Source organism: Janthinobacterium sp. Mn2066 (genome assembly GCF_049319705.1).
Classification (GTDB): domain Bacteria; phylum Pseudomonadota; class Gammaproteobacteria; order Burkholderiales; family Burkholderiaceae_D; genus Janthinobacterium.
The window spans coordinates 1-13043 of record NZ_JBMOUF010000002.1 but is presented as its reverse complement, the minus strand read 5'-3'; the positions used below and the strand labels follow the sequence as shown (position 1 = coordinate 13043).

Annotated in this window: 13 protein-coding genes and 1 tRNA gene; 5 read left to right on the top strand and 9 right to left on the bottom strand. The window is 60.5% G+C overall.

What is annotated here, in order from left to right; genetic code table 11:
* Positions 1-275: 275 nt before the first annotated feature.
* Both ACL9RI_RS03365 and ACL9RI_RS03360 read right to left on the bottom strand, forming a co-directional pair.
* Complete coding sequence (locus tag ACL9RI_RS03365) at positions 276-1139, bottom strand: alpha/beta hydrolase (RefSeq protein WP_422725180.1); 864 nt, start codon at positions 1137-1139, stop codon at positions 276-278.
* Positions 1136-1291: a hypothetical protein gene (locus ACL9RI_RS03360; RefSeq protein WP_422725179.1), complete on the bottom strand. Its 156-nt coding sequence runs from the start codon at positions 1289-1291 to the stop codon at positions 1136-1138. The genes ACL9RI_RS03365 and ACL9RI_RS03360 overlap by 4 nt, the downstream gene beginning before the upstream one ends.
* 189 nt (positions 1292-1480) lie before the next feature.
* Here ACL9RI_RS03360 and ACL9RI_RS03355 point away from each other — a divergent pair, with 189 nt between their 5' ends.
* Together ACL9RI_RS03355 and ACL9RI_RS03350 are read left to right on the top strand one after the other, a co-directional pair.
* Positions 1481-2431: a LysR substrate-binding domain-containing protein gene (locus tag ACL9RI_RS03355; protein WP_422725178.1), complete on the top strand. Its 951-nt coding sequence runs from the start codon at positions 1481-1483 to the stop codon at positions 2429-2431.
* Positions 2428-3393: a D-2-hydroxyacid dehydrogenase gene (locus ACL9RI_RS03350; RefSeq protein WP_422725177.1), complete on the top strand. Its 966-nt coding sequence runs from the start codon at positions 2428-2430 to the stop codon at positions 3391-3393. The genes ACL9RI_RS03355 and ACL9RI_RS03350 overlap by 4 nt, the downstream gene beginning before the upstream one ends.
* A gap of 7 nt (positions 3394-3400) precedes the next feature.
* On the opposite strand, the gene ACL9RI_RS03345 is transcribed toward ACL9RI_RS03350, so the two are convergent.
* Both ACL9RI_RS03345 and ACL9RI_RS03340 read right to left on the bottom strand, forming a co-directional pair.
* Positions 3401-3934: a hypothetical protein gene (locus tag ACL9RI_RS03345; RefSeq protein WP_422725176.1), complete on the bottom strand. Its 534-nt coding sequence runs from the start codon at positions 3932-3934 to the stop codon at positions 3401-3403.
* A 278-nt stretch (positions 3935-4212) separates the two neighbouring features.
* The gene (locus ACL9RI_RS03340; RefSeq protein WP_422725175.1) at positions 4213-4776 is read right to left on the bottom strand and encodes a GNAT family N-acetyltransferase; all 564 of its coding nucleotides are present in this window, start codon (positions 4774-4776) and stop codon (positions 4213-4215) included.
* A gap of 105 nt (positions 4777-4881) precedes the next feature.
* Between ACL9RI_RS03340 and ACL9RI_RS03335 the strand changes: the two genes are divergently transcribed.
* On the top strand, positions 4882-6453 hold the full coding sequence (locus tag ACL9RI_RS03335; protein WP_422725174.1) for a diguanylate cyclase: 1572 nt from the start codon (positions 4882-4884) through the stop codon (positions 6451-6453).
* A gap of 317 nt (positions 6454-6770) precedes the next feature.
* Entirely contained in the window at positions 6771-7280 is a 510-nt protein-coding gene (locus tag ACL9RI_RS03330; RefSeq protein WP_422725173.1) for an AAA family ATPase, read from the top strand.
* On the opposite strand, the gene ACL9RI_RS03325 is transcribed toward ACL9RI_RS03330, so the two are convergent.
* From ACL9RI_RS03325 to ACL9RI_RS03310, 4 genes are all read right to left on the bottom strand, one after another.
* Complete coding sequence (locus ACL9RI_RS03325) at positions 7277-8905, bottom strand: methyl-accepting chemotaxis protein (protein WP_422725172.1); 1629 nt, start codon at positions 8903-8905, stop codon at positions 7277-7279. The two genes, ACL9RI_RS03330 and ACL9RI_RS03325, sit on opposite strands and share 4 nt — an antisense overlap.
* Positions 8906-9055: 150 nt before the next feature.
* On the bottom strand, positions 9056-10207 hold the full coding sequence (locus ACL9RI_RS03320) for an alpha-hydroxy acid oxidase (RefSeq protein WP_422725171.1): 1152 nt from the start codon (positions 10205-10207) through the stop codon (positions 9056-9058).
* Positions 10208-10357: 150 nt separating this feature from the next.
* The gene (locus tag ACL9RI_RS03315; RefSeq protein WP_422725170.1) at positions 10358-10672 is read right to left on the bottom strand and encodes a hypothetical protein; all 315 of its coding nucleotides are present in this window, start codon (positions 10670-10672) and stop codon (positions 10358-10360) included.
* A gap of 143 nt (positions 10673-10815) precedes the next feature.
* Positions 10816-11772, bottom strand: coding sequence for a phytanoyl-CoA dioxygenase family protein (locus tag ACL9RI_RS03310; protein WP_422725169.1), 957 nt, complete (start codon positions 11770-11772; stop codon positions 10816-10818).
* A gap of 115 nt (positions 11773-11887) precedes the next feature.
* Here ACL9RI_RS03310 and ACL9RI_RS03305 point away from each other — a divergent pair, with 115 nt between their 5' ends.
* Positions 11888-12748 (top strand): helix-turn-helix domain-containing protein, encoded by an 861-nt coding sequence (locus ACL9RI_RS03305; RefSeq protein ID WP_422725168.1) that lies wholly within the window; start codon positions 11888-11890, stop codon positions 12746-12748.
* 59 nt (positions 12749-12807) lie between these two features.
* On the opposite strand, the gene ACL9RI_RS03300 is transcribed toward ACL9RI_RS03305, so the two are convergent.
* Positions 12808-12884, bottom strand: a tRNA-Arg gene (locus tag ACL9RI_RS03300).
* Positions 12885-13043: the final 159 nt, after the last annotated feature.

Here is a 13043-nt window from a genome sequence, read left to right as displayed (position 1 = left end):
TCCCTGTCTTATGAAAATTTCTAATGGTATGGGCGGCAGGAAGCAACCCAGCTAAAAAAGGTACTGTTGCTGCATGGCGCCCGACGGCGCTCGATCAAAGGTAAACAGGCCGCCTGCGGCTTAAAAGCAGACGGGGACGACGAAGCTGGCTGTGCGAGTGCACAACGCAGGCAGAAAGGGAGTTACACCAAGAACTACACTACATAGTGTAACAACCAAAACTCAAAAAGTAAACTACTTAGTGTAATTTTTTTGTGGTGCCGTGAAGATCGGCGTCATGACTCGGGTTCTTGTCCCAATCCCGTCACAAAACTGGCAATTTCACCCAATACGTGCACTCTGCACGCGCATTCATTGCGGGCGCCCGCTTCATTGAGGGGCGCGGCAGGCATGCGCCGCACGGTCGTCTTGATGCCGCAAGCGATCAGCTTGCTGCCGTATTGTTCAGCCTCATCGCGTAATGGGTCATCTTCGCTGGACAGGATGAGCGCTGGCGGCAAATTCTTCAGCCGGCTCGACTGCAGCGGCGACGCGTACGGATGGGCGCGGTCAGCGGCGTTCGGCAAATAGCCACGGTAGGCGGCGGCGCATTTATCGGCCACTTCCACCAGCTCCGGGCACGCCGGCAAGGCGCGCATCGAGCACGACGACAGGCCGGGGTCCAGCATCGGCATGATCAAGACCTGGCCAGCCAGCGGCGGACCGCCACGGTCGCGCGACATCATGGCGCACACGGCAGCCAGGTTGGCGCCCGCTTCAATCCCGGACACCACCATCTGCTTGCCCGTCCAGCCCAGCTTGGCCTTGTTCTTTTTCGCCCATAGCAGCACCGCATGCGCGTCTTCGACGGCGGCGGGAAATGGGCGCACCTTGGCCAGGGTGTAGTTCGATGCCAGCACCACGTGATCGGGGTTGCTCAGCACCAGGCAACGCAGGAAGTCGTCCGAATCGTCCAGGTCGCCATCGACAAAGCCGCCGCCGTGGAAAAACACGATCAGGCTCGGTTGTTTGGCGCCCGGCACGCCGGCCGTGTAGAGCCGCGCAGCGAGCGGCTCTTGCGCGCCCTGCACTTGTATATCGCGTATCTTCAACGCCTGTCCAGGCGCCAATTCGGCGACCAGTGCACTGGCCTGGCTCATTGCGCCACCACCGGCTGCACTGCAGCATCGACCACGGTATCATTCAGGCACAGCAGCGCGGCGCGGCCGACTTCATGGGTCAGGGCGTTATAGCCGCTGGCTTCGGATTGCGCCGCCTGCGAATACGCGTCCGTATATACCATCGCGGACAAGGCAAGCGCGCTCAACACTAACGCGAACACTGCAAAGCTTCCATTCCGATGACCCATGATCTTTCTCCTGATGACTATCTGCAGACACTTCTTTATGCTGCAGTACAACAACTATAGACTTGTTCTACAATCTGATAAAGAGTGCAATGACGAATTGATTGTTCAGAATCTCGAACAATAAGGAAGAAGATGAATAAACTGCAGGCAATGGAAGTATTCATACAGGTAGTCGATGCGGGCGGCTTTACGCGCGCTGCCGAAAACATGCAGTTACCCAAGGCCACCGTCTCGACCCTGATCCAGTCGCTGGAAACGAGCTTGTCCGTGAAACTGCTGAACCGCACCACGCGCCACGTCAGCATCACCTCGGACGGCGCCGCCTACTACGAGCGCTGCGTGCGCATCCTGTCGGACGTGCGCGAAGCAGAGGAGTCGCTGTCGCGCACCCGGCTGAGTCCCAGCGGACGCCTGCGCGTGGATGCACCCACGGCGCTGGCCAGCGAATTGCTGATCCCTGCCCTGCCTGACTTTTTTGCGCGCTACCCCGACATCGTGCTCGAACTCGGTTGCAGCGACCGCCCGGTGGACTTGATCGAGGAAGGCGTCGATTGCGCCGTGCGCGGCGGTGAGTTGGGCGACTTGAACCTGATCGCCCGACGCGTCGGCCAGCTGCATTTCATGACGTGCGCCTCGCCCGCCTACCTGGCGCAGCATGGCACGCCGACGCACCCGAATGATTTGACGGCCCACCACGGCGTGAATTTTTTCTCGGCCAAGACGGGCAAGACCTTCGAATGGGATTTTACGCGCGACGGCGAACGCATACAGATCGCCATGAATTGCCATATCGCCCTGAACGATTCGAACGCCTACACGGCGGCCGGGCTGGCAGGGCTGGGGGTCATCCAGATGACCCACTTCATGCTGGAACCCCTGAAACAGCAGGGCAAAATGATCGAATTGCTGGAAGACTGGCATTCGGACCCGCTGCCCATCCACGTGATCTATCCACCGAACCGCCACCTGTCCGCCAAGGTGCGCGTGTTCGTCGAATGGGTCGCCGACATGTTTTCCACCCACCCGGCCACGCAGCTCAAGAACAAGCATGCGCACATCAACCCGACAGAGGCACAACCATGAGCACAGCATCGCCCCACCATATCGTCTTTCTCGACCGCGACAGCCTGATCGCCACCGTTCGCGCACCGGCGTTTGCCCATACGTGGCAAGAATACCCACACACCAAGGGCAGCGAACAGACGGTGGAACGCTTGAAAGACGCTACCATCGCCATCACCAATAAAGTGCCGCTGCGCGCAGCCGAACTGGCGCAACTGCCCCAGTTGAAGATGATCGCCGTGGCCGCCACCGGCACGGATATCATCGACCTGGCCGCCTGCCGCGAACGCGGCATTATCGTCGCCAATATCCGCGACTACGCGCGCGCCACCGTGCCCGAGCACACGCTGGCGCTGATGCTGGCCCTGCGCCGCCAGCTGATCGCCTACCGGGCCGACGTGGAAGCGGGGCTGTGGCAAGCGTCCGAACGCTTCTGCCTGTTCGGCCACCCGATCCGCGACCTGGCCGGCAGCCGCCTGGGCTTGCTGGGCTACGGCGCGCTGGGCAAGGCCGTGGCCCACCTGGCGCGCGCTTTCGGCATGGAAGTTGCCGTACACAATCGTTCGCCGATCAACGAGGCCGATGTGCTGGAAGTGTCGAAAGAGGAATTGCTGGCCACCTCCGATATTCTCAGCCTGCACCTGCCCTTGACCGACAAGACGCGCAATATCATCGGCGCGCCTGAACTGGCCAGCATGAAGCCGACCGCCCTCTTGATCAACACGGCGCGCGGCGGCCTGGTCGACGAAGCTGCGCTGGCCCATGCCCTGACGACCGGCGTGATCGCCGGCGCCGGCTTCGATGTATTGAGCCAGGAACCGCCGCCACCGGACAACGTGCTGCTGAACTTGCGCCTGCCCAACTTTATCCTCACCCCGCACACGGCCTGGGCCAGCGGCGAGGCCATGCAAAAGCTGGCCGACCAGCTGATCGCCAACGTGGAAGCGTTTGCACAGGGCGCGCCGACGAATGTCGTGGGCTGAACGCCGCCTATAATTTCTGGTTGCCCCGGTACCAGTCGTTGCCGACCCGGCGCAAGTCCGCCTGCTGCACCGCACCGAGCGCGCCCGAGCCTGAACGGCTGGCGTCGATGTAAGTGATCTGGTCGATACGCACCGTCAAGTCCTTGTTATAGACGGTGCTATGCAGCTTCACCGTGCCCGCCTTGTCATCGATGCCGACCAGCTTGCCCTGCTCGATGGTCGCATTGATGGCGTTGCCATAGTGGCCGTGCAACATCAGATAGGTGCCGGGCGCGATGCCGGCCAATTCTTGCCGGATGCGCTCGGCCTGCGACAAGGGCGGGCTGCTGTCGCGCTCGTCTTCCTCTTGCGTCGCACCGGCCGCAAGCGCGTCGGCGCGGAATTGCTCATATTTATCGGGATCTTCCAGGCTCAGATCCTCGATCACTTGCCAGGCAATATCGACCTGGTCCGAATATTGAACATAGGCAGGAATATTGAGCGCGTTACGCCATTTTTCATTTTTCGCCGCGTAATCCGCAAAAGTGTCGTGTTCAGCCATGATGTGTACTCCCGTTCATCTGTTTAGCCGCAAAGTGCCCCGCGCAGCGCAGCGTCTGGCCCGCCTTGCGGGAGCCCTGGTTCTTGCAATCACTGTGGTGAGAATCGTGCCGGGTTCAGCTATTCCGGTGATGCCCTGGCTGTAGGCATCCCCTGGCACAAGGAAGGGTCGGCAGGCGCGGACATGTCGCGCGGATGGAGGGCTTGCTGCGAATACCTTGAGAAGAAAACTACGCCTGATTTGAGCGGTACGCAAGCGCGCACCGCAAACCAACCGGCTTATGCCTGCGGAAGACGCCGCGCCTGCCACTCGCGCCGCAGCAAGCCGTACAGGGCAGAGTCGCTGACGTGGCCGCCGACGATCCAGCGTTCGGGCAAGAAACCTTCCTGCTTGAACCCCTGGCGTTCCAGGGCGCTGGCCGACCCCTTGTTCAGCGGGTCGATGTCCGCTTCCAGGCGGTTCAAGTCCCGTTCGATAAAAGCGTATTCCAGCAGCGCATCCAGCGCCTCCTGCATATAGCCTTTGCCCCAGTGCTGACGACCCAGCACGTAGCCAATCTCGGCGCGGCGGTTTTGCTGATGCAGCGCAAACAGGGTGCAGCTACCCAGGTATTCGCCGGTTTCTGCCAGTTCGATGGCGAAGCGAAAATACTCTTCCTTCTCAAACGCGGCCGCATCTTCGGCGATCTTGGCGATGGCGCGTTCGCGCTCGGTCCAGGGTGGTTCGCTGAAATAGCGCATGACTTCAGGGTCGGCATGCATCGCAAACAAGGCGGCGGCATCGGAGGGCTGCGTCTTGCGCAGGGTCAGGCGGGCGGTGGTCATCGTTTTCGAATAAGCCATGTCATTCCTTTGTATCAAATCGGCGATTCTTATTATTTCATGCAACTATAATGGGATGGCAAGATTTCCCCATCTCAATTACTTTTCCAACGCATTTCAATTTTTATGACCGAAGCAGACAGCAATATTGCAATACAACCGTTCAAGCCTCTGATCAATAAAAAGCGGCCCGTGATTGCCTGGGCCAGCATGGCTTTTTTCTGCATGTGCGCCATGCTGATCGGCTTGACGGCCTGGATCGTCTGGTCCTCGCACGAGGCGCGTTTGCGGGAGGCGCAAGCGACGACTGACAGCATGGCGCGCACCCTGGCTGCCCAGGCGTATATGGAACTGGAACTGGCCGATGTGATGCTGGAAGATGTCGCCGAACAAATCCGCCATACAGGAAACAATGACGCCACCGGCGAGCGGCTGCAGTCCCACCTGCAGCAGCTATCCCATAACATCAGCGAAATCGAAGGCCTCTTTATTTTCGATCAACACGGCGACTGGCTGGCCAGCTCTATCCCCGGCCAGCAAGACGGCAATAATGCGGACCGCGATTACTTTGCTTTCCATAAAGCACATATGCAGCTGGGCAGCCATATCGGCCTGCCGGTGCAAAGCAAAACCAGCGGGCGATGGATACTGCCGGTGTCGCGCCGGGTCGAATCGAGCGATGGTGCTTTTGCCGGTGTCGTGCTGGTCACGCTGGGACTCGATTCCTTCGAGCGCGCATATAACAGCCTGAACCTGGGCCATGCCGGCACCGCCTTCCTGGCCCTCGATAATGGCACACTGATCTACAGGCAGCCATTCCAGGCCGAAGTGATCGGCATGGATATTGCCGATGGTCCCATCTTGCAGGCCTACCGCAAGATGGGACCGGCAGGCACCGCCGTCATGACGGCCAAAGTGGACAGGGTTGAACGGCTGTACAGCTACCGCCACCTGGAGCGCTTCCCCGTCATCGTTGCTGCGGGACTATCCAAACAAGATATTTTCTCCGAGTGGCAACGCCTGAGTACGCAAATCGTGCTCGGTTCGCTGATTGCCGGCGCCGCACTGATTTATTTATTCCGCAAACTGATGGCGCAGATTGCCTTGCGCGATCAGATCGAAGCGGCATTGCGCGTGGCCAGTAGCGAACTGCAAAAGCTCAATGCCGACCTGGCGTCGCAGGCTTCCAGGGATGGCTTGACGGGGCTGGCCAACCGCCGCTGCTTCGATGACACGCTGACACAGGAATTAAAGCGCGCCCAGCGCCATGCCCACCCGGTTTCGCTGATCATGATGGATGTCGATTTCTTTAAAAAGTTTAACGACAGTTATGGCCACGTGGCCGGCGATGGCTGCCTGCAGGCAGTCGCGGGCGCCGTATCGCGCTGCGTGGGCCGCCCCGGCGACCTGGCGGCGCGTTACGGCGGCGAAGAGTTTGCCGTGATCATGCCCAATACCGATACGGCAGGCGCACTGGAAGTCGCCGAAACGATACGGGCCGCCGTGGTGGCGCTGCAGATACCGCACGCAGCGAGCGCCATCGATGTCGTGACGCTGAGCCTCGGCGTTGCCACGGTCTATCCGGATCAGCAAGCTGGCGCCGGCAACGCCGATCTGATACGCCAGGCAGATGCCTGTTTATACCAATCGAAAAACAGCGGACGCAACCGGGCCAGCAGCCAGCCCGCCGCAGCGTAAGGCACGATGGCATCGTGGGTGCTGGGGCGCCTGCTGTGCGCCAGCGCCACGGCTCTGGGGCCGCGCCACCCATGGCGGCTTTTCGGGCGCCATCCAGGATATGCTGCTGAGCGGCCTGTTCCAGCCGGGCATTGACAAGCAGAAAAGCGCGTGGCATCGTTAGGCCATGCACACCACATCCGCTCTGCTGTCATCGATTATTGCCACCATTACACACCGGGTGGCTTAGCAGAGTATTGACCCACTAAGCCGCCTGCGGGGCGGCTTGGCTACAGCAGTCGTCTCGCAGGTTTGATTTCCACCTTGAGCGAGCGACCATGCCATCTACTTCCAAGCAACCATTTTCAACGCCCACCCTGCACCTGGTGTGCGGCAAGATTGCCTCGGGCAAATCCACCTTGACCAGCAACCTGGCTGCGGCGCCACACACGGTGCGCATCAGCGAAGATACTTTACTTGCCCAGCTGTATCCGGGCCAGATCAGCAGCCTGGCCGATTACGTGGCCCACGCAGCGCGCTTGCGTTCGGCCATGCAGCCGCTGTGCCTGAAGATGCTGCAAGCCGGCGTCTCCGTGGTGCTTGATTTCCCGGCCAACACGCCGGCCAGCCGCGCCTGGATGCGCGAGCTGGCCGAACACAGCGGCGCGCCGCATGTGCTGCACTTTCTCGATGTGCCCGATGAGGTCTGCAAGGCGCGCTTGCGCCAGCGCAATGCCGATGGCAAGCATCCCTTCCAGACCAGCGAGGAACAGTTCGACGCCATCACGCGCCATTTCGTGCCGCCGTCCACCGAGGAAGGATTTGTGATCGTGCGCGCGGACAATTAATACAGCACCAGCTCGCGCGCCGGTGTGAGCGGGGCACGGCGCGGTGGCGTCACGGCGTGCACCGGTGCGACGTCCTCGAGTGCAAAACGCGACACCAGCTGCGCCAGGTTGGCCGCCTGGTCTTGCAGGCTGCCGGCCGCCGCGGCCGCCTGCTCCACCAGCGCCGCGTTCTGCTGGGTAACGCCATCCATTTCCGTGATGGCCTGGTTGACGTGGCTGATGCCGGTGCTTTGCTCTTGCGAGGCGGCCGTGATGTCCGCCATGATGTCGGTGACCCGCGACACGCTGGCCACCACCTGGTCCATGGTGGCGCCGGCCTGCGCCACCAGGGTGCTGCCGGCGTTGATGCTGTCGACCGAATCGCCGATCAGCACCTTGATTTCCTTGGCCGCCGCGCTGCGGTGCGCCAGGTTGCGCACTTCGGTCGCCACCACCGCAAAGCCGTGCCCCTGCTCGCCGGCCTGTGCCGCTTCCACCGCCGCGTTCAGGGCCAGGATATTGGTCTGGAAGGCGATGCCGTCGATGACGCTGATGATATCGACGATGCGGGTCGCCGAATTGTTGATGGTCTGCATGGTGGCGATAACCCTGGCCACCACCGCGCCGCCCTGCTGCGCCACGTCGGACGCGGCCCTGGCCAGCTGGTTGGCCTGCAAGGCGTTTTGCACGTTGTTGCTGACGGTCGAGGTCAGCTCTTCCATCGAGGCGGCCGTTTCTTCCAGCGCACTGGCTTGCATTTCCGTGCGCGCCGACAAATCCATATTGCCGCTGGCAATGTCACGCGAGGCGGTGGCGATGGTGTCGGCGCTCTGGCGGATTTCCGCGATGGTGCTGGCCAGGTTGCCTTGCATGGTTTTCATGGCGAACAGCACGCTGCCCTTGTCATCGGCACCGGCGACGACGACGACGACGACGCTCAAATCGTTCTGCGCGATTTTTTCGGCGACCTGCGCCGCGTACGCCGGTTCGCCGCCCAGCGCATGGCGCAGGTTGCGGTTAATTGCCAGCACGATGGCCGACAAGGCCCCGCACAGGATGGCCAGCAAACCCAGCGATTTCCACAGCGCCGACTGGAAAGCCGCGTCGATATCGTCCATGTACACGCCAACCATCACATTCCAGCGCCACGGCTTGTAGCCAGCCACCCGGCTCAGCTTCGGCACGGCGTTGCTCTGTCCCGGCCGTGGCCACACATAACGCACAAAACCGGCGCCGGCTTCGCTCATGCCGGCCGCCACGATGTCGTGGTACATATAACTGCCATTGGCATCCTGGAAATTGATCATGTTCTTGCCATTGTTTTCAGGCTTGAACGGATTCATCAGGGCATAACCGTCGAAGTTGCTGATCGTCAGGTAACCCTCTTTGCCGAAACGCATGTTCTTGATGATCTCGGTGGCCTGCTTTTGCGCTTCTTCCTTGCTGATCTTGCCCGCCGCGGCCTGGTCGCCAAACAGTTTGATGGTGCTCAAGCCCAGGTCGGCGATATTGCTGAGGTCAGCGCTGCGTTCCTCGATGCGTATCTTGCGCACTTCGTAGGCGTCATACACGAAGATACCGGACATGCACAGCAGGCTGCACAACAGCGGTATCCATAATTTTTGCTGAAAGGAAAGCTTGTTCATGCGGGCTCCAACGCAGGTGGCGGTCACGGACAAGACCACAATACGTTGGAAGCAGGCCCAATTTCATGCGAATAAACAATGTTTTAGCTACATACTCGTTAATGTGTTGCAACTTGTTTGCAGCCGCAACACGCGCTGCAGAGGCTGCTTTTAAAACGTCCCCGGCAGCAGAATCTTCTGGTCCACCTGCTGTAAATCTCGCAAGCCGCAGAAGGCCATCGTCAGGTCGAGTTCGTTGCGGATGATGTCCAGGCATTTCGTGACGCCCGCCTCGCCCATGGCGCCCAGGCCATACAGGAATGGGCGGCCGATATACACGCCCCTGGCGCCCAGGGCCACCGCCTTGAGCACGTCCTGGCCCGAGCGGATGCCGCCATCCATATGCACTTCGATGTGGGTACCGACAGCATCGACGATGGCGGGCAGCGCTTCGATTGACGATGGCGCTCCATCGAGCTGGCGGCCGCCATGGTTGGAAACGATCAGCGCATCGGCGCCGCTGGCCACGGCCAGGCGCGCGTCTTCGGGGTCCATGATGCCCTTGATGATGAGCTTGCCGCCCCAGCGCTGCTTGATCCATTCCACGTCTGCCCAGGACAGGCTCAGGTCGAACTGCTGCTGGGTCCAGGCCGACAGCGAAGACATGTCCGACACCGAAGTGGCGTGGCCGACGATATTGCCAAAACCGCGCCGTTTAGTCGCCAGCATGCCCATCACCCAGCGCGGCCTGGTGGCCATGTTGAGGATATTCGGTAGCGTCAGCCTGGGCGGCGCCGACAAGCCATTGCGCAAATCCTTGTGGCGCTGGCCCAGCACCTGCAAGTCCAGGGTCAGCACCAGCGCGCTGCAGTTGGCCGCCCTGGCGCGGTCGATCAGGCGGTTGATGAATTCGCGGTCCTTCATCACATACAGCTGGAACCAGAACGGTTTGGTCGTGTGCGCAGCCACGTCTTCGATCGAGCAGATGCTCATGGTCGACAAGGTGAACGGCACGCCAAAGCGTTCCGCCGCCCTGGCCGCCAGGATTTCGCCATCGGCATGCTGCATGCCCGTCAAGCCCGTGGGCGACAGGGCCACCGGCATGGCCACCTGCTGGCCCACCATGGTCGAGGCCAGGCTGCGGTTTTCCAGGTTGACGGCCACCCGCTGGCGAAATTTGATTTTGGCGAAATCGCTGCTGTTGGCACGGTAGGTCGATTCCGTCCAGGAACCGGAATCGGCATAATCGTAAAACATGCGCGGTACCCGTTGTTGGGCCAATACACGCAAATCTTCGATGCAGGTGATCATATTCGTGCCCATGCTCATGTGTTTCCTTGATCGATGACAAGTCAGGCCATGATCCTGCATTTGCCGGGAATTGTCTATCCGTCACAGGATTTGCCCAAGCGGGACTGCGGCAGGCATAAAAAAAGACAGGCGAACCTGTCTTTTTGTGGGCACAGCAGGCGTTTATTTCGCTGCTGGCGCTGGCGTTGCCGGTGCGCTGGCGACTTTGCTGTCTGCCGCTTTGGCTTCGGTTTTTTTCACGCTTTTATGCGCTTTTTTCTTGGCAACCTTGGCTTCGGCGCCCGCTGCCGGGGTAGCTTCCTTGGCTTGCGTTTTCACGGCTTCCTTGCCTGGCTTGACCTGGGCCTTCATGGCCACGGGTGCGGAAGCGGCTGGAGTAGTGGCGGAAGCGGCTGGGGCTGGTGCTTGAGCGAATGCAGCGGAAGCGAACAGGCCGGCGATCAGGGTAGCGCTCAGTTTGGCAAAAACGTTTTTCATGGTGCAATCCTCAAGTCTAGTGGTGGGTGTATCTGTCTGTGTGTGACGCGGTGTTTTGCGTGTCACTGAGCAAAAAACGCGGTGGCAGGCACGAGCGTTGACGGTCATTACAAACACTTACAATCACTGAACGATGAGGCCTGTTACCAATCACGCATTCCCAATATTTTCTCACCGAGCGCGCTCAGCTGCGCCTGCGAATACAGGCGCTTTTCCTGTTCCAGAGGGTCTCCGGGAAAAGCATACCCTTGCGGCGCGCTGCGCTCGCGCCAGCTTTGCACGCGCCAGTCGCGCAGGGTTTGATGCTCTTGCTGGGCGGGGGTAAAAGAAATATATTGCGCCAGCCGCACCTGGTCGGTCGAGGTATTCGGGCGGATGCCGTGCGCCAGCAAGCTGTTAAAGATCAATAACTCGCCTTTTTTCATGGCAATGAATTCCATCGGGTACGGCACCGTCGCCAGGTCGGGCTGCCATGGATTGCGGTCCTGGGGCGCCTGCGCGCGCCAGGTCGCAAAATGCTGGAACAGTTGCGGATAACATTGAAAGCCGCCGCTTTCCGGCGTCGTGTCGGACAGGGCCAGCACGCCCTGCACGTTGACGGGCAGCGGCTCCAGGGTCGTGTCCGCGTCCCAGTGGATGAAACCGCCAAACTTGCGCTTGCCCAGATTCGGCGTATTCAGGTTGGCGCGGTCTATCGTCACCCACAAATCTTCGCGGTCCCAGATATCGACAAAGGCGTCGTAGACTCTGGGCGTCTGGCGGTTATCCCACAGTGTCTGGTTGTGATAAGCCTCCACCATGCCGGAACCGTTGAGCTCCTGCATCGCATGGTCGCGCAATTGAGCACGGTTCCAGCTGGCGGGATCGTGCGGGTCCAGCCCCTGGAATTGCCACAAAAAATCCGCGGTGCGCCGTACCTGTTCCGGCGTGACGGCGTCACTGACGATCACATAGCCATAGGTTTGCCAATGCGCAAAATCGCTGTCGGACAGCACGCGCAGCGGCAACTGTTTTTGCAGCTCGCGCAACTGGGTTTGCGCCGTGTAGGCCACGGACGGATTGCCGGGGCGCTGGTCGCCATATTGATATCTGTCTTGCATCGCTGTCTCCTTGTTGTGTGTGAGACAGATTGTGCAGCGCCGATAGCAGTCAAAATGCGCGCAAAGTCGCCAATACTGATACGATCCTGACCATCTCAACCGGAAAAACGTCACGATGACACCGCTATTCGAACAAGTCACGATACCGCCAGGTCATTCCTGGGGCTTGTTGTGGCGCGAACTGGAGACGATTCCCTTCATCTGGCATTACCACCCACAGTTCGAGCTGACCCTGACGGTCAATGCGCGCGGCCAGCGCTATATCGGCGACCATCTGGGCGATTTCGAGCCTGGCGACCTGGTGCTGGTGGGGCCGAACTTGCCGCACACCTGGTCGGCGCATGAGCGCATAACGGACACGCAGCCGATGCTGGCGGTGGTGGTATGGTTTGCGCCCGAGTGGATCACGCAACTGGCGGCCGCGTTTCCCGAGCTGCACGGCTTGCGGCAGTTGGCCGTGCGCGCCGGCCCTGCCCTGCATTTTTCGCCAGGCACCAGCGCGCGCTGCGCCGAACGGCTGTTGCAGCTGCAAGCCTTGCCGGTGCCGCAGCGGCTACCGCTGCTGCTCGAGGTGCTGCTGATGCTGGCCGGCGACGGCCGCGCACGGACGCTGGCCTCGATGGCGCAAACGCCTGTCGAGGGTGACGGCCAGCAACAACGCATGGAAAAAGTGCTGGACCATATGCATGCGCATTTTCGCGACGAGATCGCGCTGGCAACCCTGGCGCAGCAGGCGGCGCTGTCGCTGGGCGCTTTTCACCGCCTGTTCAAGCGCCATGCGCATTGCACGCCGGGCGCCTACCTGGCGCGGCTGCGCATCGGCCGCGCCTGCCAGCAATTGATCGAAAGTGAATTGAGCATCGCCGTGATCGCGCAGGAAGCCGGTTATCGCAACCTGGCCCATTTCAACCGCCAGTTCCTGGCGGCCAAACGGGTGACGCCACGCACATTTCGCCGGCAATATCGGCACGATTAAATCAAGGAAGGGAAAAACGAAAAAAGGGACCAGATTTTTCAATCTGATCCCTCTTATTCTGGTGCGGCTGGCAGGAATTGAACCCACGACCCCTTGGTTCGTAGCCAAGTACTCTATCCAGCTGAGCTACAGCCGCAAAACTTCCACATCACTTCACCGACCTGCATGAAGCTTGAAACTTGCATCAATCCCCGGCGAATCCGGTGTTGATGATCATACTGGTGCGGCTGGCAGGAATTGAACCCACGACCCCTTGGTTCGTAGCCAAGTACTCTATCCAGCTGAGCTACAGCCG